Source organism: Stappia stellulata DSM 5886, assembly GCF_000423705.1.
Taxonomy (GTDB): Bacteria; Pseudomonadota; Alphaproteobacteria; order Rhizobiales; family Stappiaceae; genus Stappia; species Stappia stellulata.
On record NZ_KE384082.1, the window covers coordinates 992,495 to 1,014,556 of the forward strand.

Annotated in this window: 21 protein-coding genes; 6 read left to right on the plus strand and 15 right to left on the minus strand. The window is 66.5% G+C overall.

Annotated features, from left to right (window positions below; translation table 11 throughout):
- Positions 1-54 precede the first annotated feature (54 nt).
- From G572_RS0116895 to G572_RS0116905, 3 genes are read right to left on the minus strand one after another with little or no spacing between them, the layout of a single operon-like run.
- Entirely contained in the window at positions 55-570 is a 516-nt protein-coding gene (locus G572_RS0116895; RefSeq protein ID WP_029059492.1) for a DUF2937 family protein, read from the minus strand.
- Positions 571-602: 32 nt separating this feature from the next.
- Positions 603-1,577: a WD40 repeat domain-containing protein gene (locus G572_RS0116900; RefSeq protein WP_029059493.1), complete on the minus strand. Its 975-nt coding sequence runs from the start codon at positions 1,575-1,577 to the stop codon at positions 603-605.
- Positions 1,578-1,582: 5 nt separating this feature from the next.
- Positions 1,583-2,650, minus strand: coding sequence for a CobW family GTP-binding protein (locus G572_RS0116905; protein ID WP_029059494.1), 1,068 nt, complete (start codon positions 2,648-2,650; stop codon positions 1,583-1,585).
- 218 nt (positions 2,651-2,868) lie between these two features.
- Here G572_RS0116905 and G572_RS24400 point away from each other — a divergent pair, with 218 nt between their 5' ends.
- Both G572_RS24400 and G572_RS24405 read left to right on the plus strand, forming a co-directional pair.
- The gene (locus G572_RS24400) at positions 2,869-4,620 is read left to right on the plus strand and encodes a 2-oxoacid:acceptor oxidoreductase family protein (protein WP_051242564.1); all 1,752 of its coding nucleotides are present in this window, start codon (positions 2,869-2,871) and stop codon (positions 4,618-4,620) included.
- Positions 4,617-5,591, plus strand: coding sequence for a thiamine pyrophosphate-dependent enzyme (locus tag G572_RS24405; protein ID WP_051242566.1), 975 nt, complete (start codon positions 4,617-4,619; stop codon positions 5,589-5,591). Before G572_RS24400 ends, G572_RS24405 begins: the two co-directional genes overlap by 4 nt.
- Before the next feature lie 6 nt (positions 5,592-5,597).
- Here G572_RS24405 and G572_RS0116920 read toward each other — a convergent pair whose 3' ends face one another.
- Positions 5,598-6,053: a methylated-DNA--[protein]-cysteine S-methyltransferase gene (locus G572_RS0116920; protein ID WP_029059495.1), complete on the minus strand. Its 456-nt coding sequence runs from the start codon at positions 6,051-6,053 to the stop codon at positions 5,598-5,600.
- A gap of 143 nt (positions 6,054-6,196) precedes the next feature.
- Between G572_RS0116920 and G572_RS0116925 the strand changes: the two genes are divergently transcribed.
- Positions 6,197-7,375: a pyridoxal phosphate-dependent aminotransferase gene (locus tag G572_RS0116925; protein WP_029059496.1), complete on the plus strand. Its 1,179-nt coding sequence runs from the start codon at positions 6,197-6,199 to the stop codon at positions 7,373-7,375.
- A gap of 225 nt (positions 7,376-7,600) precedes the next feature.
- Here the strand turns inward: G572_RS0116925 and G572_RS0116940 are convergent, their stop codons facing one another.
- The 3 genes from G572_RS0116940 to G572_RS0116950 form a co-directional block, all read right to left on the minus strand.
- Positions 7,601-8,569 (minus strand): 2-hydroxyacid dehydrogenase, encoded by a 969-nt coding sequence (locus G572_RS0116940; RefSeq protein WP_029059497.1) that lies wholly within the window; start codon positions 8,567-8,569, stop codon positions 7,601-7,603.
- 52 nt (positions 8,570-8,621) lie between these two features.
- Positions 8,622-9,770, minus strand: a complete 1,149-nt coding sequence (locus tag G572_RS24410; protein ID WP_084650241.1) for a LacI family DNA-binding transcriptional regulator — start codon at positions 9,768-9,770, stop codon at positions 8,622-8,624.
- Positions 9,771-9,850: 80 nt separating this feature from the next.
- Entirely contained in the window at positions 9,851-10,801 is a 951-nt protein-coding gene (locus tag G572_RS0116950) for a DMT family transporter (protein WP_051242568.1), read from the minus strand.
- A gap of 160 nt (positions 10,802-10,961) precedes the next feature.
- Here G572_RS0116950 and chrA point away from each other — a divergent pair, with 160 nt between their 5' ends.
- Positions 10,962-12,320 carry a chromate efflux transporter gene (gene chrA, locus G572_RS0116955; RefSeq protein ID WP_029059499.1) on the plus strand — a complete coding sequence of 453 codons (1,359 nt, stop codon included), beginning with the start codon at positions 10,962-10,964 and terminating at the stop codon, positions 12,318-12,320.
- A gap of 11 nt (positions 12,321-12,331) precedes the next feature.
- Here chrA and G572_RS0116960 read toward each other — a convergent pair whose 3' ends face one another.
- From G572_RS0116960 to G572_RS0116995, 8 genes are all read right to left on the minus strand, one after another.
- Complete coding sequence (locus tag G572_RS0116960) at positions 12,332-12,805, minus strand: MarR family winged helix-turn-helix transcriptional regulator (protein ID WP_029059500.1); 474 nt, start codon at positions 12,803-12,805, stop codon at positions 12,332-12,334.
- Between the two features lie 167 nt (positions 12,806-12,972).
- On the minus strand, positions 12,973-13,560 hold the full coding sequence (locus tag G572_RS0116965) for an NAD(P)H-dependent oxidoreductase (RefSeq protein ID WP_029059501.1): 588 nt from the start codon (positions 13,558-13,560) through the stop codon (positions 12,973-12,975).
- 11 nt (positions 13,561-13,571) lie between these two features.
- Positions 13,572-14,153 carry an NAD(P)H-dependent oxidoreductase gene (locus G572_RS0116970; RefSeq protein ID WP_029059502.1) on the minus strand — a complete coding sequence of 194 codons (582 nt, stop codon included), beginning with the start codon at positions 14,151-14,153 and terminating at the stop codon, positions 13,572-13,574.
- A gap of 10 nt (positions 14,154-14,163) precedes the next feature.
- Positions 14,164-15,561 carry an FAD-binding oxidoreductase gene (locus G572_RS0116975; protein WP_029059503.1) on the minus strand — a complete coding sequence of 466 codons (1,398 nt, stop codon included), beginning with the start codon at positions 15,559-15,561 and terminating at the stop codon, positions 14,164-14,166.
- A 4-nt stretch (positions 15,562-15,565) separates the two neighbouring features.
- Positions 15,566-16,906 carry a cytosine deaminase gene (locus G572_RS0116980; RefSeq protein WP_051242570.1) on the minus strand — a complete coding sequence of 447 codons (1,341 nt, stop codon included), beginning with the start codon at positions 16,904-16,906 and terminating at the stop codon, positions 15,566-15,568.
- On the minus strand, positions 16,899-17,771 hold the full coding sequence (locus tag G572_RS0116985) for an ABC transporter permease (RefSeq protein WP_051242572.1): 873 nt from the start codon (positions 17,769-17,771) through the stop codon (positions 16,899-16,901). The genes G572_RS0116980 and G572_RS0116985 overlap by 8 nt, the downstream gene beginning before the upstream one ends.
- Positions 17,772-17,826: 55 nt before the next feature.
- Positions 17,827-18,627 (minus strand): ABC transporter ATP-binding protein, encoded by an 801-nt coding sequence (locus G572_RS0116990; RefSeq protein ID WP_425423446.1) that lies wholly within the window; start codon positions 18,625-18,627, stop codon positions 17,827-17,829.
- A 70-nt stretch (positions 18,628-18,697) separates the two neighbouring features.
- Positions 18,698-19,729 carry an ABC transporter substrate-binding protein gene (locus G572_RS0116995; RefSeq protein ID WP_208979127.1) on the minus strand — a complete coding sequence of 344 codons (1,032 nt, stop codon included), beginning with the start codon at positions 19,727-19,729 and terminating at the stop codon, positions 18,698-18,700.
- Positions 19,730-20,152: 423 nt separating this feature from the next.
- On the opposite strand from G572_RS0116995, the gene G572_RS0117000 reads away from it, so the two are divergent.
- Positions 20,153-20,536: a RidA family protein gene (locus tag G572_RS0117000; RefSeq protein WP_037547332.1), complete on the plus strand. Its 384-nt coding sequence runs from the start codon at positions 20,153-20,155 to the stop codon at positions 20,534-20,536.
- Positions 20,537-20,714: 178 nt separating this feature from the next.
- Complete coding sequence (locus tag G572_RS0117005; protein ID WP_029059509.1) at positions 20,715-22,058, plus strand: 8-oxoguanine deaminase; 1,344 nt, start codon at positions 20,715-20,717, stop codon at positions 22,056-22,058.
- The last annotated feature ends 4 nt before the right edge of the window (positions 22,059-22,062 follow it).

Genomic DNA, 22,062 nt, shown 5'->3' on the forward strand with positions numbered 1-22,062 from the left:
CCTGCGCTCATGGATCCGCACGTCAGGATGCGGTCCCGGCCCTACGTTTCGCCGTCAGGCTTTCGCCGACCCGCGCCGGCGCATACGCCTTGTCAGCCGACCCGACACCCGCCCCGCGATCCCCAGACCGAGAACGGCGGCCAGAAACCCGCCGCCGGCGGCGACCGCCCCCTCCATGGTGACGGGCACGGCCGGCTCGAAATCGTCATAGGTCGCGCTGGCAAGCTGCGGGTCGATGTCCGAGGCCAGAATGCCGAGCCGCGCGAACGGTCCGGCCTGCTGCAGGGCCGCGCGCTGGCGGGTGAGCACGGCAAGCCTGTCGATGGACTGTTCCATCCGCTGCCCGCGCAGCGCCACCAGCGGGTCTTGCGCGCTGGAAAGCCGCTCGATCGCCTCCTGCGCGCTCAACCCGTTGCGCGCGGCGTCCTCGCGAAAATCGGACACGACCTGCGACAGCGCGTCGATTGCCCCGCCCATGCGCTGGCGGTACTGCTGCGCGAACTCGGGGAGCTGCGAGGTCGTCGCGCCGCTGACGACGGCCACGCCGAGCACCAAGGTGCGGAAGATCATGCCAGGACCCCTTCCCTCTCGCAGTCCACACCCTAGAGCGAAATCACCCCGGCCTCGCCCGCTTCCGTGCCGAACAGGAGCCGGGTGCCGCCGTGGTCCCAGCATAGCGCGGAGACCGGCGAACCGCCCGGACGGCGCAGCAGCACCTCCTGGCTGTCGGCGAAGCGCGCGACCAGCACCATGCCGTCCTGATAGCCGATGGCGACCACCTCCTCGGCCGGATGGCAGGCAACATGGCTGACGAGCTGATCGCCCCTTGCGCCCAGTTGCAGGGGCTGTTGTCCCATCGGGCCGGTCTTGCCGAAGAACGGCCAAAGGATCGCGGCATTGGCGCCGGAGGTTGCCAGATAGCGGCCCTTCGCCGACCAGTGCGTCGATTTCACCTTTCCCGGATACCCGGTCATGCGCATGTCCTGCCCGTCGGACAGGCGCCAGCCGTGAAGCGCGTTCTCCTGCATCGTCGTGACGAGATACTTTCCGTCCGGCGAGAAGGCAGCGGTCGCATGCGCGCCCTTCCAGACAAGCTCCTGGGGCGGCGCCTCGGTGTTGACCCAATGCAATGTCGCACCGTCGTAGCGCGCCACCGCAAGCCGCAACCCCTTGGGCGCGAAGGCAAGCCCGCCGACCGCGCGTGTCGGCGAGACATCGCGCAGATCTCCATTGGGCAGGCGCACCATGGCGGTGCGGCCCGACGCAAAGGCAATCGCCCCCTGCGGGCCGGCGGCAAGCAGATCGATCCACTTGCGCGGAAGCTCCGCCATCGGCGTCGCCTCGCCCTCCGCATCCGTTTGCATGACGCGCCCATCGCCGCCGCCGGTCAGGATCGCCGACCCGTCCAGCGTCTTGCAGGCGGCAAGCAGCCCCCCGCCATGGACCTCGATCCGGCGCTCGCCATCCGCCGTCAGCATCAACAACGAGCCGTCGCCCAGCGCGAAGACGGGGTCGGTATCGAGAAAGAACGCCGCGACGACGAAGCTTCCGGCATCGTAGGGAGCAACAGACACCATCCCGCTCACGCCTCGCAGGCCTTGAAGCCGGTCTTCAGCGCGTCGAAATCGAGTTCGCGGCCGATGACGACGAGGCGGCTTTCGCGCGCCTCTCCATCCTTCCAGTCACGCTGGTGATCGCCTTCCATGATCATGTGAACGCCCTGAACCACATAGCGCTGCGGATCGTTCTTGAACGCCATGATGCCCTTGAGCCGCAAGATGCCCGGACCCTGGATCTGGCTGACATTGCCGATCCACTGGAAGAACACATCCGGGTCCAGCTCTCCGGCGGTCATCGAGACGCTCTTGACCGAATGCGGGTCCTCATGCGCGTGATCATGCCCGTGGTGGTGCCCATGATGGTGATCATGTCCGTGATCGTGATGGTCGTGATCGTGATCGCAGTCCGGCCCGCACTCATGGGTGTGCTCGTGCTCCTCCAGAAAATGCGGATCGAGCGTCAGGATGCGATTGAGGTCGAAGGCGCCGCGGTTGAGAACCGTGTCCAGCGGCACGTTGCAGCGCTCGCTGCGGGTCAGGCGGGCATAGGGGTTGATCGCCTGGATCCGGGCCTCCACCGCCTTCAGTTCCTCCGCCGTGACAAGGTCGGTCTTGTTCAAGAGCACGACGTCGGCAAAGGCGATCTGGTCTTCCGCCTCGCGCGTGTCGGCAAGGCGCTGCAGCACATGCCGGCAATCGACGACGGCGACCACGGCATCGAGCCGGGCCTTGTCGCGTACATCGTCATCCATGAAGAAGGTCTGGGCGACGGGCGCCGGGTCGGCAACGCCGGTGGTCTCAACGACAATCGCATCGAAGCTGCCCTGACGCTTCATCAGGTTCTCCACCGTGCGGATCAGGTCGCCGCGCACGGTGCAGCAGATGCAGCCATTGTTCATCTCGAAGATTTCTTCGTCCGACTCCACCAGCAGGTCGTTGTCGATGCCGATTTCGCCGAACTCGTTGACGATCACCGCATAGCGCACGCCATGATTTTCGCTGAGGATGCGATTGAGCAGCGTCGTCTTGCCGGCCCCGAGATATCCGGTGAGCACGGTAACGGGGGTCTTTGTGTCCTGGGTGAGGGTCATGTGCCTGCCTGGTCGTCTTGCGGTGGACGGATCGGCCGCTGTTGGCGTGTCCCGGCCTCTCGCCCCGCATATGGGGTCTCTCACCTTCCCGACTATAGCCTTTCTCGCGATTTGGCAAAGCACGCGCGCAACGGGCTTGCGGCATGTCAATTCCCCGTCCGTCCATCCATGGCAGCCTTGCCTTCCAGTGGTGCAGGTCGGGAGCACGGGCAAAAGTGATGCATGAGCGATCCCGCAGCGACGGGGCAACGATCCTTGTGGCCGGGGAGGCGGGCGACACGCCGGAGGTCATCCGCGGGAAACTGGGGGGGCCCGGCACGGCGGCGCCCTTCCGGGTTGCACTCGACGACGGCATGCCGAAAACGACCGGCGCGCCGCTCGACGCGCTCGCCGTCTTCTCCCCCATGGCGCTGCGCCGCTACGGCAGCGATCTGTCACCGGGCGGAACCCTGATCCTCGACAGCGCCGGCTTCACGCCCGCCGCGCTCAGCGCAGCCGGGTACGAGCGGGACCCGCGCAACGCGCTTCGCCGCGCCGGATTTCGCCTGATATCAATCAATGTCAGCGCCCTTGCCGAAGGCGTTTGCCACGCGGGACCGGGAAGCGCGGGGTTGCATCGCACTCTCTGGACCCTTGGCCTCCTGCTCGCGCTGCACGAACACGATACCGCGGCAAGCGAAGCCTGGGTCGCGGCCCGCATTGGCGGCGAACAGGCGGCCCTCGACGCGCTTCGCGCCGGCCACGCGTTTGCCGGAACGGCCCGTCTCGCGCCTGTCTGGCACGACCGGTCGCGCGACGCCGAACCGTTTTCACCCGGCACATGGCGCAAGGTCGACGGCGCCCGGGCCCTGGCCTTCGGGCTTGCCGCCGGCGCGCAGGACCTCGGACTGGACCCGCTTCTTGCCGCGTGCGCCAGCGGCCCCGGCGGCGATCTGCTTGCGGCGATGAACGACCTTGGACCAGCGGCAGGCGTGCGCTGTCTCGACGCAGACGACGCGGGCGCCGCGATGGCGGCCGCCCTTGGGGCCTCCTTTGCCGGAGCCATCGGGATCGCCGCGACATTCGGGGCGGACACCGTGCGGGCCGGTGGCGCGCTTGGCCTGGCCGTCGCCTGCGAATTGCCGCTCGTTTCCGTCTGCGTTCAACGCCCCGGCCCCGCCAGCGGTCTTCCGGCCGGCACGGCGCAGGCGGATCTCTTCTGGGCGCTTCACGGACGCACCGGCGATTGCCCCTGTCCGGTGATCGCGGTACGTTCGCCAGCCCATGCGTTTTCGGCGGCGCGCGAGGCCGTGCGCCTCGCGGTCGCGCATATGACGCCGGTGATCCTGCTGTGCGACGCGCTGGCCTTCGAGGGCACCGAGGCCTTCCGCATTCCCGATCTGCCGCCGGCCTCGCCGCGCACGCCGGCACAGACCCTTTCCGGTGCCGTCCAACCGTTTGCGCGCGATCCACGCACGCTGGCGCGCCCCTGGGCGGTGCCGGGAACGCCCGGCGCCGCGCATCGCACCGGCGGACTGGAGCAGCAGGACGCCGACGGGACGCTCTTAAACGATCCCGACAACCACGCGCGCGTGACCGCGCTGCGCCAAGACAAGCTGACGCTGATCGGCGAACGGGAACCGGAGGCCGACCTCGTCAGCGGAACCGGCGACGGCGAGATCCTTCTCGTCGGCTGGGGGGCGTCCTTTGCGGCAATCGCCGATGCCGCCGCGGGCTTGCGGGCCGCCGGGCTCGACGTTGCGCATCTCCACCTCGATCTCCTCGTTCCGCTGCCGCGCGGCCTGACGGCCCTCGTGGCGTCCTTTCGCCATGTCCTCGTGGCGGAGATGAACGCCGGCCAGATGCTGCATGTCTTGCGCGCCGCAACGCTCGTCGACGCACACCCCGTCACGCGCACGGACGGGCGGCCGTTTTGCGCACAGGACATCGAAATGGCGGTCTGGTCGCAGGTGAAGGGGGACGCGGCATGAGCGGACGGTCGGTCCCGCCGTGCCCGACGCCGGCCGCGAGCTGGTGTCCCGGCTGCGGCTATCACGGCGTGTTCGCCGCCATTCAGGCCCTCCTGCGGCGCACTGCGCGCGGTCCGGAAGACAGCGTCTTCGTCTGCGGCGCGGGATGCCCGTCGCTTCTGCCCGACCCGCTTCGCAATTTCGTCTTTCAGGGCGCGTCGGGATGCGCGGCAACGCTCGCGCTTGGCGTGGCGCGCGCCAATCCGGCACTCGACGTGTGGACCCTCGACGCCGACGGCGATGCGCTTGCACACGGCGGCGAAGCACTGGCGCAGCTGCTGCGCGCCGACCCCGATGTGACCTGCCTGCTGTTTCGCGATATTGGCGCCGGCAGAAACGACCGCCCCCGAAAAACGCCGGCAACGACGCTCGAGGTGCCCGGCGGCCCCCTTGTCCCCGGGGCGCGTGCCGCCCGCCTCGCGCTCGGCGCGGGCGCGCGCTTCCTCGCCCGCACCCATGAAGGCGAAAGCAAGCTGCTGGACATGGTCCTTGCGGCCGCGCAGGCCCACCCCGGCACGGGCGTCGTCGAGATCCTGCAAGAATGCCTCGCCCGCCGGGACGAACCGCATGCCGGGAACGAAGAGACCCTGACGCTGGAACACGGCGCGCCGATGATTTTCGGCGACGATCGTCGCAAGGGACTGCGCCGGACCGCAGCGACGACCTGCGGTTTCGAGGTGGTGGACCTGAGGAACGTCGACGATGTTGCAACGCAGATCGCCGTGCATGACGAACGCGATGCGGGCCGGGCGCTGCTCCTGGCCGGCCTGCCGCGACCGGCCTTCCCGGTCGTGACCGGCGTGCTCTACCGGCATCCCGACGGGGCCGACGCGCGCCCGCCCGATCCGCTCGAGCCGGATCTTCAAACGCGCCGCGCGGCGCTGGGACGCGCGATGCACGACGCGCCGACATGGGAGGGCTCCGGCGAATGACGCCCCTCACAACAGGAAACGAAAGCCGCCTTCGAGCTTCAGCAGCGCGATCTTGGTCTCCACGCCCCCCGCACCGGAAAAGCCGCCCAGTCCGGTCGCGGACACAACGCGGTGACAGGGGATGACAATGGGAATCGGATTGCCGCCACAGGCCTGGCCGACCGGCTGGGCGGAGGAGCCAAGGGCAGCGGCGATCTCGCCATAGGTCGCGGTCTCGCCCCGGGGGATGGCGAGCATCGCCCGATAGACGCCTTGCCGGAAGGCATTGCCGGCCGGTGCCAGCGGCAGGTCGAATGTCGCCAGATCGCCGGCGAAATAGGCCGCGATCTGGCGGGCAGCCTCGTGAAGGAGCGCCGAGGAGGGCGCGCGTGCCCCGGACGCCCAGGACAGGCGCACCAGCGCGCCGTCGCGCTCTTCCAGTTCCAGATCGCCGACCGGGCTGCTGAGATGGGCAATCGTCATGGGTCGGCCTTTTCGCCTTCGACGCCCGCGCCGCCGCGATGCGGGCGGTTTCGCAAACCGGTTGCGGAGGCTACAAGATGAGCAGGACATCGGGGCCGGGACAAGGCCGAAAGCGGGCCGGAACGATCCGCGCGGGAGGAACAATGCTGAAAACCATCGAGGGCTTCAACCGGATCGGCGAGGAGAACGCCTTCGCCGTGCTTGCCCGCGCGACCGCCCTCGCGGCTCAAGGTCGCGACATCGTCAATCTCGGCATCGGCCAGCCGGATTTCCGCACGCCCGAGCATGTCGTCGAGGCCGCGGTCAGGGCGTTGCGCGACGGTCACCACGGCTACACGCCGGCGACCGGCATCCTGCCGCTGCGCGAGGCGGTGGCAAGCGACCTGCACACCCGCCTGTCGGTCGATGTCTCGCCCGACAATGTGGTGATCGTGCCCGGCGGCAAGGTCACCATGTTCATGGCGATCCTGATGTTCGGGGAACCGGGCGTCAACATTCTCTATCCCGATCCGGGCTTTCCCATCTACCGCTCGATGATCGAGTTTACCGGCGCGCGCCCCGTGCCCGTGCCGATCCGCGAGGAAAACGGGTTTGCCTTCTCCGCCGAAGAAACGCTGTCGCTGCTGACGCCCGAAACCCGGCTGGTCATCCTGAACTCGCCCGCCAACCCGACCGGCGGCGTCACGCCGCGCGCCGAGATCGAGGCGCTGGTCAAGGGACTAGAGAGCCGGCCCGACATCGCGATCCTTTCCGACGAGATCTACGGGCAGATGACCTACGACGGCACGCCGCATTGCTCGCTGCTGGAATTCGAGGCGGTGCGCGACAGGCTGATCCTGCTCGACGGCTGGTCGAAGACCTACGCCATGACGGGCTGGCGCATGGGCTATGCGGTGTGGCCGGACCAGCTGATCGACAAGGCGCGCAAGCTGGCGGTCAACGCCTGGTCCTGCGTCAATGCGCCGGCGCAATACGCCGGCCTCGCCGCGCTGGAAGGCCCGCAGGACGCGGTCGCCGACATGATGCGCGCGTTCGACATCCGCCGCAAACTTGTGGTGGAGGGGCTGACCGCCCTGCCCGGCGTTTCGGCGCGCACCCCGGCCGGCGCCTTCTACGCCTTTCCCAACATCAAGGAGACGGGATGGAAGGCCAAGCCGCTGGCCGGCGCCCTTTTGGAAAAGGCCGGCGTCGCCGTGATCGGCGGACCCGATTTCGGTATTCTTGGCGAGGGCTACCTTCGCCTGTCCTATGCCAATTCGGCGGAAAACATTTCCCGCGCGCTCACGCGCATGGCGGAGTTTCTCGCGGAAAACCCGGCCTGACGCATTTCCGCAGTCAGGCGCCGGTGATGCCGGTTCCGAAAAACAACAGCGAAAACAGCGCCCAGGACAGGACGGTTCCGATCCGGCTCATGTGAATATTCATGGGCTTTCCCCCGGAGCAGAGCGGCGTGGGCAACAAACGCCCGCGCAACCGCTCGCACGGCCTCCCCGGCCGCTTCCTTTCCTAAAATGCAACCGGTTTCGTTAAGGGGCGGTTAAGAAAGCTTATCCGGCCTTTGCAAAAGGGGTTTCGGCGACGGGCGTGAGCGGACGGCCGTCACGGAACCAGGACGTCAGATTGTCGACGACCAGCTGCCCCATCGCGTCGCGCGTGTGCCGGGAGGCAGAGCCCACATGCGGAAGCAGCACGACATGCTCCATGTCCTTCAGGGCCTGTGGCACCTTCGGCTCGCTTTCGAACACATCGAGGCCGGCCGACAGGATGGTTCCGACTTGAAGGGCGGCGACCAGCGCCGGCTCGTCGATCACCGTTCCGCGCCCGACATTGACGACGATGCCGTCAGGTCCCAGAGCCTCCAGCACCCGCCGGTCGACGATGCCGCGCGTCGCCGCGCCGCCCGGCGCGACAACCATCAGCGTGTCGCAGGCCCGCGCCAGTCCCTCCAGCGTGTCGTGATAGGGATAATCGACATCCGCGCGCTGCGTGCGCCCGTGATAGCGCACCCCCATCCCGAAGGCTTCCGCGCGCCGGGCAATCGCCTGGCCGATGCGTCCGAGCCCCAGAATGCCCAGCGTGCGCCCGCGCAAGGTGGCCGGCGTCAGCGGAAAGGGGCCCTCCGCCTCCCAGCGCCCGGCCCGCAGATAACGCTCGGCCGCCGGGAGCTGGCGCACCGTCATCAGCAAAAGCCCGAAGGCCGTATCCGCAACTTCCTCGGTCAGAACGTCCGGCGTGTTCGTGACACAGACTTTCCGCTCGCCGCAAAAACCCGCATCGACGGAATCGTAGCCGACCCCGAAATTGGCGACGATTTCCAGTGCCGGCATGCGCGAGATCAGCGCCCGGTCGACCGGAACATGCGCGCCGCTGGCAATCCCGCGCACCTTTTCCAGGAGTTCCGGCGAAAGCGTCTCGACCTCGCCGGGTCCGGCGCGGTGGACCGTGAACTGCCGGGAAAGCTGTTCACCGACGATTGCGGGCGTTCGCCCCAGCATCAGGATGTCGGCCAAGGCCATGTGCGTCCTCCAGAAGGTCGGCCCGCGCCATGACGGGCCGCGGGCGGGATGGTCAGTGTTGCGTCGTGGGCCCCGGCGCGGGCGCGTCACTCTGCGGGCGCGGCGACGGCGTCGATTCGCGCACCCGCAGTTCAGGCAGGATGGGAGCGGGCGCCGGCCCCACCGGCGCGCCGGAAATCTGGCGCAACATCAAGGCGGCGGCGATCCTGCCGATCTCGTCGGGCTTGTTCCAGACCGAAGTGAGCGCAGGCGTCCGGCTCGCCGCACCGTCGGTGTCGTCATACCCGGCGACGGCGATGTCTTTGCCCGGCTCCACGCCCGCCCGGCGCAGGGCCGAGAGCAGTCCGTGCGCGATGAGATCGTTGAAGGCGAAGACCGCCGTCGGACGGGGCGTCGCGCGCAGCAGCCGCGCGACCGCATCGCGCCCGTCCGCCGCCGTCATCAGTTCGGGGATGTCGAGTTGCCCGGCGGCATCGATCCCGGCCGCCTCAAGCGCCTGTTTCCAGCCCAGATTGCGGTCGTGGCCGGACGAGCTTTGCCGGCGTCCGCCAATCATCGCGATGTTGCGGTGTCCCTGGGCGACCAGATGCGCGACGACCATCCGCGCGCCGGCCACATCGTCGCTGCGGACCACCGGAACCCGGGCACCGGCGACATCGCGGCAGATCAGGGTCACCGGCAGGCCGCTGTCGGCCAGCGCGTTGATGTCCTTCGCCTGCGTGCCCACGGAGGCGCAGATCACCAGACCGTCGACGCGGTGCTGCATGAGGGTCTCGACGAAGCGCGTCTGCCGGGTCACATCGTCGCGGTGATTGCAGATCAGCACCACCTGGTTCTCCCGGCCGAGCTCATCCTCCAGCGCGCGAAACACTTCCGCGAAATACGGGTTGAGAATATCGTGAACCGCGACGCCGATCATGTTGGAACGCGCGGTGCGCAAGGCGGCGGCAGAGCGGTTGTAGACATAGCCTGCAGCCAGCGCATGAGCCTTGATGCGCGCGCGCGTCGCCGGCGCGACAAGCGGCGAATCGCGCAAGGCAAGCGAGACAGTGGCGGTGGAGACGCCAAGCGCATCCGCCATGTCGCCGAGCGTGAGGCGCCGCGCGCCACGCGGCTTGCCGGATGTCCCCGCCGGCGCTTTTGCCGGAAGCCGGTCTCCCGGCCCCGCCTGGTGCGCCGGCGGCCCTTTCGGCGTCTTCATGGTCACCGCTCAGCTTTCGATTCAATCGATTAAAGTGTTGCCAATCGCGACCGCGCTGGCAAGCGCGAATGCCGGCCGCGTCAGGACAGGATCCGTTCCGCCTCGCCGTCGGCGCGGGCTTCGCCGCGCGAGATCTTGCGTTCCCGGTAAAGAATGTAAAGGCCCGAACTGACGACAATTGCGGCACCGAGCACCGTGAACGGTCCCGGCACGTCATCGAACACCAGATACCCGAGGCCGCTCATCCACAGGATCTGGATATACATGAAAGGCGCAAGCACGGGCGCGGGCGCAAGCACATGCGCGCGAATCAGCGCGAAATGACCGATACAGCCCCAGGCGCCGGTCGACAACAGCAGCGCCCATGTCCACGCATCGCCGGGTGCGGTCCAGGCGGCGAGACCGAAGGGCGTGATCGCAAGCGTGGCGACGGCGGCCGAAATGACCAGCATGCCCACGGGCGAATCCGATTGGGCAAGCATGCGCGTCGTCAGCGCGTAAAGCGCGTAGCAGGTCATCGAACAGACCGAGAGAAGCGCGGCCCAGTTCAACCCGCCAAGCCCGGGCCGCGTGACCACCAGCACCCCGAGAAAACCGACGATGATCGCCATCCAGCGGCGGAAACCCGCCCACTCGTTGAGAAGCGGACCGGCAAGCGCGGTCACAACGAAGGGCGCGGCGAACATGATCGATACGGTTTCGGCAAGCTGCAGGTGACGCACGGCGAAAAAGTTGAACACCGTGGAGCCGAGCAGGAACATCGAACGCAGGATCTGCAGCGGCCAGCGCTTGCTGCGAAGCACGCCTGGTATCCGCCAGATCCGGAAAAGCAGGACGGCGAAGATCACATGTGTCAGGAACCGCATCCACACGATCTGCTCGGCCGGCAGCGTCTGTCCGAGATATTTTGCCGTCGCATCGAGCCCCGAGAAGGAAAAGAAGGCGAAGGAAATCAGGGCAATCCCCATGAACCGCTCAGGCACGGCCAGCGCGGTGCCAACGGGAGAGCGCAGAAGTCCGCCAAGTCGCATTCTCTGTCCTTCGTCTGACGGGGATGGTTCGTTCCCGCCCGTCCATTTGTACGATAAATCGGAGTGTGGAAGGGATCGAGCGCAATGTCATGATACGGAAACGCACATCGGCTATGCGCTCACGGCAACCCGACCCTCCCGTTTTTGCAAGGCACCCGCAATGACAGATCCGCACCACCCGTCCAACGCCACCGCCTCCCCGGCGCGTGAGACGGCGGAGCTCGGCTGGCTGGCGCGCCGTTCGCTGCGCATCGGGCTGCTGTCCTTCGGCGGTCCGGCGGCCCAAATCGCCCTGCTGCACAAGGAATTCGTCGCCGACGGCAAGCGGATTTCCGAAGGCCGTTTCCTCAATGCGCTGAACTATTGCATGCTTCTGCCCGGCCCCGAAGCACAGCAACTGGCGACCTATTGCGGCTGGATCGTCGCCGGAACGCGCGGCGGCATCGTATCGGGCCTCTTGTTCATCGCGCCCGGCGCTCTGGCGATGCTGGCGCTCTCCCTCGTCTATGTGAGCTTCGGAGCCTCGCCGCTTGTCGCCAGCCTGTTCTTCGGTATCAAGGCGGGCGTGCTGGCCATCGTGCTGCAGGCGCTGATCCGGCTGGCTGCGCGGGCAATGACCTCCGGCGCCGCCTTCGCCATCGCGGCCGCCTCTTTCTGTGCGCTGTTTTTCCTCGATCTTCCGTTTCCGCTGGTGATCGTCGCCGCCGGCCTGTGCGGCCTGCTGTTGCCGCGTCCCGCGGGCGATCCCTCCGCCGCACGGGAGGACAGCCCGGCACCACAAGCGACCGGCCGCCCCCTGCACGCGCGGGCATTCCGTATCCTGCTTGCCGGGGTCGCCCTGTGGGCCCTGCCGGTGGCGGCCATCGTGACCTGGCTGTCGCCGCAACATGTGCTGGCCGATATCGCCGCGTTCTTCTCGACGATGGCGCTGGTCAGCTTCGGCGGCGCCTATGCGCTGTTGAGCTACATGGCCCAGGTGGCGGTCGAAACCAACGGCTGGCTGACAGCCGGCGAAATGCTCGATGGTCTCGGGCTTGCCGAGACGACACCCGGGCCGCTGATTCTCGTCACCCAGTTCGTCGGCTATCTGGGCGGCTACCGCGCGCCCTCCCCGTTTGATCCCGCCGTGGCGGGGCTTCTGGCGGCGGGCCTGACCACCTGGGTCACCTTCGCCCCGAGCTTCATCTTCGTGCTCGCCGGCGCGCCCTATGTCGACCACATCCGCAAGATTGCATGGCTGTCCAACGTCCTGTCCGCAATCACGGCCGCGGTCGTCGGCACGATCCTCAACCTGTCGCTGTGGTTCGCGATCAACGTCGTCTTCGACGACGTGGCAGTTCTGGACGAAGGATGGATCTCCGCCCCCTTGCCGGTTCTTGAAAGTCTCCAGCCCTGGAGCCTGGCGATCGCGGCGGGGGCGGGCGTGATGCTGTTTGCCCTGAAGCGCGGCGTGGCGGAGGTGGTGCTTGCGGCGAGCCTCGCCGGCCTCGCCGTCAGGATGAGCGGGCTTTCGCCCTGAAGCCGGGCCGGCTAGGCACCGGTTTCGCCATCCTCGACATCCAGATCGTCCACCCGCCGCGAGCCGAGGTTCTTCTCCACCTGGCGCAGGAGCTTGCGGAGCTTCTTGCGGTCCTTTTCGTCCAGCCCGACCAAGGCCTCGCGCTCGAGGCGCTTCCAGGACGTATCGACGGTTGCCACCAGCGCCCGACCTTCATCGGTCAAAAACACGCGGGCGAGCCGCCCGTCGGCCTCCGATGCCTGTCGGCGCAAGAACCCTTGTGCCGACAGGCGCGTGACCATCTTGGTGACTGTCGGCGGCTGAACCGCAAGCGTCGCGGCCAGCTGGGTCATCGTCTGCCCGTCGCTGTCGGCGAGGATCTTCAGGACGGTTTCCTGTCCCGGATGCAAGCCGATCCGGGAAAGATGACTGCCGGCACGCGCGCGATGAGCCTTGGCAGCCTGCGCCAGGCGGAACGTCACGCTTTTCTTGAAATTGAACGCCATGACACACCTTCTAACGCCGGCAAATGACCTCAGGATGACACCCGCCCCGACGCAAAGAGCGCGCCGGCTGCGCCGCCAGGTTCAGGTGCGTTCCCGGGCAGAATGCATGGGCATGCGGGTCCGATCAAAGTCTTTTCACGTCTGTACCGCCGGATTTCAGGTCCGGCTCACCATCTGGAAAAGACGGTCTCGACGCGGCTCATGAAACGGGCGCGGGTCTCCGGCGTCGAACTGTCCATGTCGTAATGCGCCAGATATTTCGTCTTGCAGCGCGGCGCGCAGAGCGCGCGAATGCCGCGCAGGACCGTCTTGCGACCGGGTTCGCCCATCAGCTTCGACACCAGCCAGGACGCGCCGCAGGTCGTGACCACGCCAATGCGGCCAATGTGCTGCATGCGCGGACGCATCGGGCCTGTCGCCGTCGGGATCTCGAAGGTGACATGCGGCACCCAGACCCGGTCGAGATACCCCTTCAGCATGGCCGGCAGGCCGAACCACCAGGTCGGATAGACGAAGACCAGCGCCTCGGCCCACAGGATGTCCTCGACGTGGCTTTCGACCGGCGCGCGGTTCAACTCCGCATCGTTGTAGCGAAGCCACTCCGCCTCGCGCATCACCGGATCGAAGCCGCCGGCATAGAGATCCGTGACGCGCAGCTCGTGCCCGCGCGTTTCCAGCGCCTTGCGCACGGTTCCGGCAAGGGCCGCGCCATAGCTGTCCGCGCTTGGATGACAGTGAACCAGCAAAATGCGCATCCTGGAACTTTCTAGACCCGGGCCATCTCCGCCTCGACCCGCTCGAGAAATGCGGTGCGGGTGGCAGCATCGGCGCTGTTGAGGTCGTATTGGGCGAGATAGGCGAGGCGCGCGGTCGGCGCGACCAGCGATCTGAGCACCCGCCGTACGATCCGGCGCGGCGGGTCGCCGAGCACGAAGGCGCGCCAGCGCGCCCCGCCATAGGTGGTGATCGCGACAAGACGGCGAATGTGTTGCAGGTTCGGCTTGGCGCGCCCCTTTTCCATGCGAAAGGAAACGCCCGGCAGGAACACCCGGTCGAGATACCCCTTCAGGATCGCCGGAAACCCGAAATTCCACACCGGATAGACGAGCACCAGCGCCTCCGCCCGCTGCAACTGCTCAACCTCCGGTGCAACGCCGGCGCGGTTTTCCGGCACATCGTGATAGGCAAGCCGCTCCGCGCGCGTCAGCACCGGATCGAAGCCCTGTTCGTAGAGATCAAGCACCTCGACCTCGTGGCCGCGCGCGACCAGCGCCTTGAGCGCGCGCTCCTTGAGGGCCGCGCAAAAGCTCGTCTCGACCGGATGGGCATAGACCATCAGAACCCGCATCGCGATCTCCTCAGGACAGGCCGGGGAAGAGATACGTCTGGTCGGACGTGAAATCGAAATCGGGGTTCTCCCAGGCGATCATCTTGCCCGGATTGAGCAGCCCCTTGGGATCGGCCTCCTTCTTGAAGGCGAGTTGCACCGCGTCCGTCTGCTTCATCCCGCCTTCCTCCAGCGTGTAGCGGTGCGGATTGAAGATCGGGCAGCCGTGCTCCTCGTGGATCCTGATGATCTCCTCGAGCCGTTCCTCGGTCGTATAGCGCACGATGGGCAGGCCGAAGCAGGTGATCCTGCCGTCGAAGCGCACGAACTCCAGGTGGCCGAGCACCTCGTCGCCGAAGAGCTCGGCAAGCTGCACCGCCTTCTTGACGTGATCGGGGAAGGGATAGAGCACCTGCAGATAGGTAATCGCCGGATCGACCCTGAGCCCGCGCAACGTGGTGTGGTTCCAGGTCAGTTCCGGCACCGGCGGCAGGCTCTTGCGGTCGCTTTCCTGCGCCTCGTCGGAGCGATACACGAGCTCCGCGTCCTCTCGCCGGGCGAGAAATGCGGCGAAGGCATCCATTGCGAAGGGGGCGACCATGATCGCGCAGACCGATTGGTTGGAGCGCAGGAACTTCTTGTGGCGCAGGAAATACTCATGCGGGACCGGCGCGGAAATCGGTGCGATCTCCTTGGTCAGGATGCCGTCCTGATTGGCGAGCGCATCGGCGAAACCGGCGGCCTGCGCGAAACTGTCGAAGCCGACGAGCACATCGACCCAGTCGTAACTTGCGGTGAGCGGCATGGTCACTTCGGTGATGATGCCGTTGGTGCCATAGGCGTGGCTGACCTTGTGCAGATCGGAGCCGGACAGCGTCAGGACGCGCGGCTCTTCCTCCATCGTCACGACGCGCAAGGCGAGGATGTTGCCGAAATCCCGCAAGCCGCCCCAGTTGATCGAGCCGACCCCGCCCGATCCGCCGGCGACGAAACCGCCGATCGTTGCCGTGCGATGGGTTGAGGGATGCATCCTCAGTTCCTGGCCGCTCTCGCGGGTGGCGTCGTCGATGACCGACATGATGGCGCCGGCCTCGGCGCGCACGCTTCCGAGCGAGACCTCCAGCACCTTGTTCATTTCAGCGAGATTGAGCACCACCCCGCCCGACAGCGGCATCGCCTGACCGTAGTTGCCGGTCCCCGCGCCGCGGGTGGTCACAGGCACGTCATGCGCGTAGCAGGCCTTGAGCACGCGAATCACGTCCGCCTCGCTTGTCGCATTGACCACGAAGTCCGCCGTCACCTCGTCGAGCTGGCGCTTGAGCACCGGCGAGTACCAGAAGAAATCGCGGCTTTTCTGCCGCACGATCTGCGGGTTGTCTTCAATGGCCAGGCCCTCGAGGTCGGCCTTCAACGCGGCAATGTCGCTCATAATCCTAAATCCCCAGATCCTGTGTCATGAGATCGTCGAGTTCGCGGTAGTCGGGAAGCGTTCGCGAGATCGCATGTCCCCCGCGCAAGACGGTACGCGCTCCGCCGGGACGTGCAATCAGTTCGTTCCAGTTTCTCGCCTTGAAGACGATCATGTCGGCCGGCGAGCCGATGTCGAGCCGCCCGCGCGCGCTGTCTCCCAAAAGCCCCGCCGGCGTCGTGGTCGCGGTGCGGATCCAGTCGCCAGAGGGATGATCGAGATGCAGGATGCGCACCGCCTGCGCATAGACATCGACCATGTCGAGATCGCCATAGGCGTAGAAGGGGTCGCGCGTGTTGTCGGAGGCAACCGCCACCGGAATGCCGCGCGCCTTCATTTCGTGCAGCAGCGTGACTCCGCGCCAGCGCGGTGTGCGCCCGTGCGCGCGGTCCATCAGATACATGTTGCAAAGCGGCAGGCTGACGACGCCGATCCCGGCGCGGGCGACCAGATCGAGCGTCTCGTCGACCGCCGCATCGGTCTGACGCGCCAGCGAGCAACAATGGCCGCAGACCACCTGGCCGGAAAACCGCGTCCGGATGGCGGTCTCGGCGATGATCCTCAAGGAATCCGCGTCCGGGTCGGCGGTCTCGTCCACATGGAAGTCGAGCGCCAGACCGCGGCTTTCAGCGGCGCGGAACATCGCCTCGACATGGGTCTCCAGCCCGTCGATCATGAAGGTCACGGCGCCGAGCACGCCGCCGGCCTCGAGCGCCCGGTCGGCGATCGAGGGCAGGAAGGCGGGATCCTCCAGACTGTCGACCCCGAAAAGGGCGGAGGCCTGCAGGTCGATCCGGTCCGCCCACTCGCGCCGCACGTCCTTGAAGACGTCCCAGCTGATCGCATCTTGCGGGGGGATGCTGTCCAGATGCGTGCGCATCAAGACGGTGCCATGCGCATGGGCACATTGAAGCGCGAAGGACATGCGCCGGCGCACGTCCTCCGCCGACCAACGCGCCTCGCGGTCTGCCGTCACCGCGTCGAGCGCGCCTGGAAACGTGCCGTCGGGATTGGGCCGACGCGCCCAGATGTGCCCCTTGTCGAGATGGGTGTGCATGTCGACCATCCCCGGCAGGACCAGCCCGCCGTCGAGATCGATCCGCACCGCGCCGTCGTGAACGATCAGCTCGCCGCAAGAGGCGATCGCCGCGATCTCTCCCTTGTCGATCAGGATGTCCGCACGCCCCAGCCCGTCGCCGATATGATTGAGGATGCCGGCGGTGACCGCACTGGGGAGCGTCGCGTTTGCGAGCAGCACCGCGCCGTCGCCGCGGGGAAGGTGATTTGTGTCGATTGCCTCAGCCATCCCGTTTGATCGCGCTTTCGTGCCAGCGCCGCAACATCAAATGCGACAGGATGCTCAGGCTCGCGAAGATCACGATCCCGGTCAGCGAGATCAGGACGATGGCCGCGAACATGCGCGGAATGTTGAGCCGGTAGCTTGCTTCCAGAATCTTGAACGCCAGCCCCGACCCGAGCCCCCCGGTGCCGGCCACGAATTCGGCGACGATGGCGCCGATCAGCGACAGGCCGCCGGCGATCTTCAAGCCGCCCAGGAAATACGGCAGCGCGGAGGGAAGCCGCAGATGCCACAGGGTCTGCCAGCGGCTCGCGCCATAAAGCTGGAACAGGTTGCGCAGGTTGTGATCGGCGGAATTCAGCCCCATCGTCGTGTTCGACAGGATCGGGAAAAAGGCGACGATCCATGCGCAGATCAACAGCCCGACGATCTTGGAAGGCACATAGATGAAGATCAGCGGCGCGATCACGATCACCGGCGTCACCTGAAGGATGACGGCATAGGGGAAGAAAGACATCTCCACCCATTTCGACTGCGCAAAGAGCACCGCCAGGCCGACCCCGCCGATGGTGGCGATGACGAGCGCTCCGAGCGTGATCTGCAATGTCACCAGGAGCGCCGGCCACAACATCGGCCAGTCCCGGACCAGCGCCTCGGCCACGCGATCCGGACCGGGCAGGATGTAATGCGGCACCTGATAGGCATCCACGTACCATTGCCAGCCGGCGATGGTGGCAATCATCACCGCGGCCGGCAGCGCCCAGCGCGCGACGCGGTCGATCTTCGCGCGGCGCAGCTTGGCGGCCTCCACCGCATCGAGCGGGGGAAGTGCCGCCGCAGCCAGGCGGGCCGGTTCGGTTTCAGCGGTCATCGCGTTGTTCCCGTCGTTTCGTCGCAGGTGCCGTTCGCCATCTGCGGGGCGCGCCTCATGTGTTTGCCGCCTCGTCGCCCATTGCAGCCTGCAGCGCGTCCGAGGCCAGCCGGCAGTGGTCGGAGTACAAATGCGAGGTGCGGAATTCCTCGCCGCGCGGATAGGGCGCGTCGACGGCCAGGTCGGCGACGACACGCCCGGGACGTGCGGCCATGATCACGATCCGGTTCGACAGATAGACGCTCTCGAACACCGAATGCGTGACGAAGACCACCGTCCAGCCGAACTCTTCCCACAGCCGCAGGAGATCGTTGTTGAGCCGGAATCGGGTGATCTCGTCCAGCGCCGCGAAGGGCTCGTCCATCAACAGGAGTTTCGGCTTGGTCACCAGCGCCCGGGCAATCGAGACCCGCATTTTCATGCCGCCGGACAACTCGCGCGGATAGCTTTCGGCAAAGCCCTCCAGACCGACCATCTCCAGCGCTTCCATGACGCGGGGGCGGGCCGCACGGGCGCTCTCACCCTTCAGCTTGAGCGGCAGATGCACATTGGCGAAAACCGTCGCCCAGGGCATCAGCGTCGGCTCCTGGAAGACAAAACTGATGTCGTGGTCACTCTCACCCGGACGCTCGCCCGGCCAGACAAGGCGTCCGGCGCTTGGACTGGACAGGCCGGCCACGATCCTGAGCGCCGTCGACTTGCCGCAGCCGGAGGGGCCGAGCAGGCTGACGAATTCGCCCTGCCGGATGCTCAGCGACATGTCCTTGAGTGCGACGGTGGCGTTGGAAAACGTCTTGGTGACATTGTGAAGCGAGACGACCGGCCCGGCCGTCTCGCTGGTGCTCTGCAGGGACACGGATTTCACGACGCAACCTCCGCCGCGTCGCGCCGTCCCGCACCGGATTTCAACTGGATGCACACGCCGATCAGTTTCCGGTCAGTTGCTTCTTGAGGTCGACGCCAACACCCTTGTTGATGAAGTCGAGTGTATAGCTTTCCTTGATGTCGATGCCGTCCTCGATGACGCCGGCCTTGACCATCTTGGCGTAGAAGTCGGCGTTTCGCTCATCCGTCATGGCATTGATGCCCAGGGTTTCCGCATCACCGGAATCGACAATGCCGTATTTCTTCATCTGCGCGATGGAGAAGGCGATCTGCTCGGCCGTCATTTCCGGATTGTCCTTCATGATCAGCTCGTTGGCCGCGCTGTTGTCGCCATAAAGGTAATTTGTCCAGCCGATTGCCGTGCCGTCGACGAAGCATTGCACCGCCTCGGGCCGGTTGGCAATCGTGTCCGCCATGACCTCGATTGTCGTCGAATAGCTGTTGAACCCGTAGTCGGCGATCAGGAAAACGTCCGGCATGAAGCCGCCCGCGCGGTCGATCGAATAGGGCTCCGACGTTACGTACCCCTGCTGACCGGCGGTTTCATCCGCAAGGAAGGGAGCCGGATTGAACGTGTAGGGGCGGCGCTGCTCGACCGTGAAACCGTACTCGGAGATCATCCACTGATAGTAGGAGGCAAAGCCGTTGTCGCCGATCAGAAGCGGCGCGGTGCCGGCCAGGCTCTCCCAGCTGTCGTATTTGCCCGGATGCGTCAGGATCACCTGCGGCTCCTTCTGGAACGCGGAGGCGACCACCACGACCGGAATGCCCTCGCGCCTTGCATAAAAGGCCTGCAGCATGTTGCCGCCCATGTGGAAATCCATCTTGCCGGCAAGCAAGAGGGCGCGGTTGTTGACCTGCGGCCCGCCCGGCACGATCGACACGCTGAGACCGCAGGCTTCATAGGTTCCGTCGACCATGGACTGGTAGAAGCCGCCATGTTCCGCCTGGGCCAGCCAGTTGGTGCCGAAGGTCACGCTTTCCTGTGCGCTTGCCCCCGCCGTTCCCGCAAGGACCGCCGCAACCGCGGTCGCAGCCGCTCCGCACATCGTCCGTGCGGCACTCTTGGTCATGAAATTCCCCATCGCGCTTTCCGCCTCCAGTCCGTGTTGCAATCGATGTAAGCCGCCGTTGACCGGCCGCTGCCTTATGATTGGCCGCACCCGCAAGGGGCGTGGCGACAACGCTCGGGGATCTTCCCCTCCCAAAACCGGCGCCGCTCAGGCAAAAATACTGCAAGCGGCATGCCAAGCGCCGGGCCGGCTTTTCCTCATCCGGCCGACCGGCGATCCTCCTCCCGCCGGTCCGCTTTTCGGCGATCCCGGCGCATCGCAAAACCCGCGACGCTTCACACTAGCTCAGGTTCGTCGCACAAAAAAGCGTCATGCGCTGGCGCGAAAACATCCCTGAAAACATGCCCCTTCCCGAAAGAAGGGATTTCTTCCCGGCCGCGATTGCATAGGCTGCAAGCTGCACCGTGGATGGAGATACAGACGATGAAAACGATCACGCCAGCAGGGATCGCCCCGCCCTTCGCCCGCTACAGCCATGCCGTGGAAATCCCGCCGGGCGCGCGCACGCTGGTGTGTTCCGGCCAGCTCGGCATTTCGGCGGACATGGAGGTGCCGGAGGGCGCGGAAGCCCAAACCGCACTGTGTTTCGAAAACATCGGCGCCATCCTGCGCGAGGCCGGCATGGACTACGCCGACATCGTGCGCATCAACGCCTTTGTCACCGATCGCGCCCATCTGGCCGGCTACATGGCGGCCCGCGACCGCTTCACCGGCTCCCCGCCGCCGGCCTCCACCTTGATGATCGTGTCCGGTTTCGCCCGGCCCGAATTCGTCGTCGAGATCGAGGTGATCGCGGCGCGCGCCTGATGCCACGACCCGCAGGCCCAAAGAGCGACCCCGTTGCCGCGCCGCGTCGGGCGGTTTAATTTCAGGCCTTGCGGCATGGCGACGTGCCGCAAGGCTCCACTTCCCTGTCTGGAACTCGGGCGGTCGTCGGGATCGCTAGCCAAGCCTGCAGGTCGACAAGACGACAGGACGAACCGGCATGCGCAAATGGATCAAGACCCCGCTCGCAATTCTCGCGGACAACGCGGACGACGGCATCGTCGTCGAGGGCGGCAAAATCGTTGAATGCATCCCCGCCGGCGGCCAGCCCGCCTCCCCGGTCGATGCCACATTCGATGCCTCCGCCCACGTGGTTATCCCGGGACTGATCAACACCCACCATCATTTCTTCCAGACGCTGACGCGCGCGCATCCGGGCGCGATCAACAAGGAGCTGTTTCCCTGGCTCCAGTCGCTCTATCCGATCTGGGCGAGGAACGTGACGCCGGAGACCTTCCGGATGGGAACGCGGCTGGCCCTGACCGAACTGATGATGTCGGGCTGCACGGCCGCCTCCGATCACCACTACCTCTTCCCCGACGGGCTGGAAAACGCCATCGACATCCAGGTCGAGGAAGCCACCCGCCTCGGCATCCGCATGACGGTGACGCGCGGCTCCATGAACCTCAGCCAGAAGGACGGCGGACTGCCGCCCGACAGCGTCGTGCAGGACGAGGACACGATCCTCGCCGACTGCGAACGCGTGCTGTCGCGCTACCATGACACGCGCGAGGGCGCGCGCATCCAGGTGGCGCTGGCGCCCTGCGCGCCCTTCACCGTGACCAAGCGGCTGATGCGCGAGAGCGTGGCACTGGCCGAACGCTTCGACTGCCGGCTGCACACCCATCTCGGCGAGACCATCGACGAGGACGACTACTGCCTGCACCACTTCCAGTGCCGACCGGTCGACTATCTGGAAGACTGCGGCTGGCTCAACGACCGCGTCTGGCTGGCCCATGGCATCCATTTCAACGACGACGAGATCAAGCGGCTCGGCCATGCCTGCGTCGGCGTGTGCCACTGCCCGACCTCCAACATGGTGCTCGCCTCCGGCCAGTGCCGCACCAAGGAACTGGAGGCCGCGGGCTGTCCGGTCGGGCTTGGCGTCGACGGTTCCGCCTCAAACGACAATTCCAACCTGATGGAAGGCCTGCGCCACGCGCTGATGATCAACCGCCTCACCTACGATGCGGCCAGCGTGACGCATCACGACACTTACCGCTGGGCGACCGAAGGCTCCGCCCGTTGCCTCGGGCGCGACGATCTCGGCGCCATCGCGGTCGGCAAGCAGGCGGATCTGGCGATGTACACGCTGGACGAGCTGCGCTTTTCCGGCTCCGGCGATCCGCTGGCCGCCCTCATCCTGTGCGGCGCCCACGCCGCCGACCGGGTGATGGTGGGCGGCGAATGGACCGTCGTCGACGGCGATCCGGTGAACATCGACGTGGAACGCCTGCGCGCCGAACATGGCGCCGCCGCCAAACGCTTCCTGGAAGCGCTCTAGCAAC

Bases quoted from the DNA above. Each gene is read 5' to 3' on its own strand.
- G572_RS0116895 (WP_029059492.1), bottom strand. From the start codon at position 570: ATGATCTTCCGCACCTTGGTGCTCGGCGTGGCCGTCGTCAGCGGCGCG.
- G572_RS0116900 (WP_029059493.1), bottom strand. From the start codon at position 1,577: ATGGTGTCTGTTGCTCCCTACGATGCCGGAAGCTTCGTCGTCGCGGCG.
- G572_RS0116905 (WP_029059494.1), bottom strand. From the start codon at position 2,650: ATGACCCTCACCCAGGACACAAAGACCCCCGTTACCGTGCTCACCGGA.
- G572_RS24400 (WP_051242564.1), top strand. From the start codon at position 2,869: ATGCATGAGCGATCCCGCAGCGACGGGGCAACGATCCTTGTGGCCGGG.
- G572_RS24405 (WP_051242566.1), top strand. From the start codon at position 4,617: ATGAGCGGACGGTCGGTCCCGCCGTGCCCGACGCCGGCCGCGAGCTGG.
- G572_RS0116920 (WP_029059495.1), bottom strand. From the start codon at position 6,053: ATGACGATTGCCCATCTCAGCAGCCCGGTCGGCGATCTGGAACTGGAA.
- G572_RS0116925 (WP_029059496.1), top strand. From the start codon at position 6,197: ATGCTGAAAACCATCGAGGGCTTCAACCGGATCGGCGAGGAGAACGCC.
- G572_RS0116940 (WP_029059497.1), bottom strand. From the start codon at position 8,569: ATGGCCTTGGCCGACATCCTGATGCTGGGGCGAACGCCCGCAATCGTC.
- G572_RS24410 (WP_084650241.1), bottom strand. From the start codon at position 9,770: ATGAAGACGCCGAAAGGGCCGCCGGCGCACCAGGCGGGGCCGGGAGAC.
- G572_RS0116950 (WP_051242568.1), bottom strand. From the start codon at position 10,801: ATGCGACTTGGCGGACTTCTGCGCTCTCCCGTTGGCACCGCGCTGGCC.
- chrA (WP_029059499.1), top strand. From the start codon at position 10,962: ATGACAGATCCGCACCACCCGTCCAACGCCACCGCCTCCCCGGCGCGT.
- G572_RS0116960 (WP_029059500.1), bottom strand. From the start codon at position 12,805: ATGGCGTTCAATTTCAAGAAAAGCGTGACGTTCCGCCTGGCGCAGGCT.
- G572_RS0116965 (WP_029059501.1), bottom strand. From the start codon at position 13,560: ATGCGCATTTTGCTGGTTCACTGTCATCCAAGCGCGGACAGCTATGGC.
- G572_RS0116970 (WP_029059502.1), bottom strand. From the start codon at position 14,153: ATGCGGGTTCTGATGGTCTATGCCCATCCGGTCGAGACGAGCTTTTGC.
- G572_RS0116975 (WP_029059503.1), bottom strand. From the start codon at position 15,561: ATGAGCGACATTGCCGCGTTGAAGGCCGACCTCGAGGGCCTGGCCATT.
- G572_RS0116980 (WP_051242570.1), bottom strand. From the start codon at position 16,906: ATGGCTGAGGCAATCGACACAAATCACCTTCCCCGCGGCGACGGCGCG.
- G572_RS0116985 (WP_051242572.1), bottom strand. From the start codon at position 17,771: ATGACCGCTGAAACCGAACCGGCCCGCCTGGCTGCGGCGGCACTTCCC.
- G572_RS0116995 (WP_208979127.1), bottom strand. From the start codon at position 19,729: ATGACCAAGAGTGCCGCACGGACGATGTGCGGAGCGGCTGCGACCGCG.
- G572_RS0117000 (WP_037547332.1), top strand. From the start codon at position 20,153: ATGAAAACGATCACGCCAGCAGGGATCGCCCCGCCCTTCGCCCGCTAC.
- G572_RS0117005 (WP_029059509.1), top strand. From the start codon at position 20,715: ATGCGCAAATGGATCAAGACCCCGCTCGCAATTCTCGCGGACAACGCG.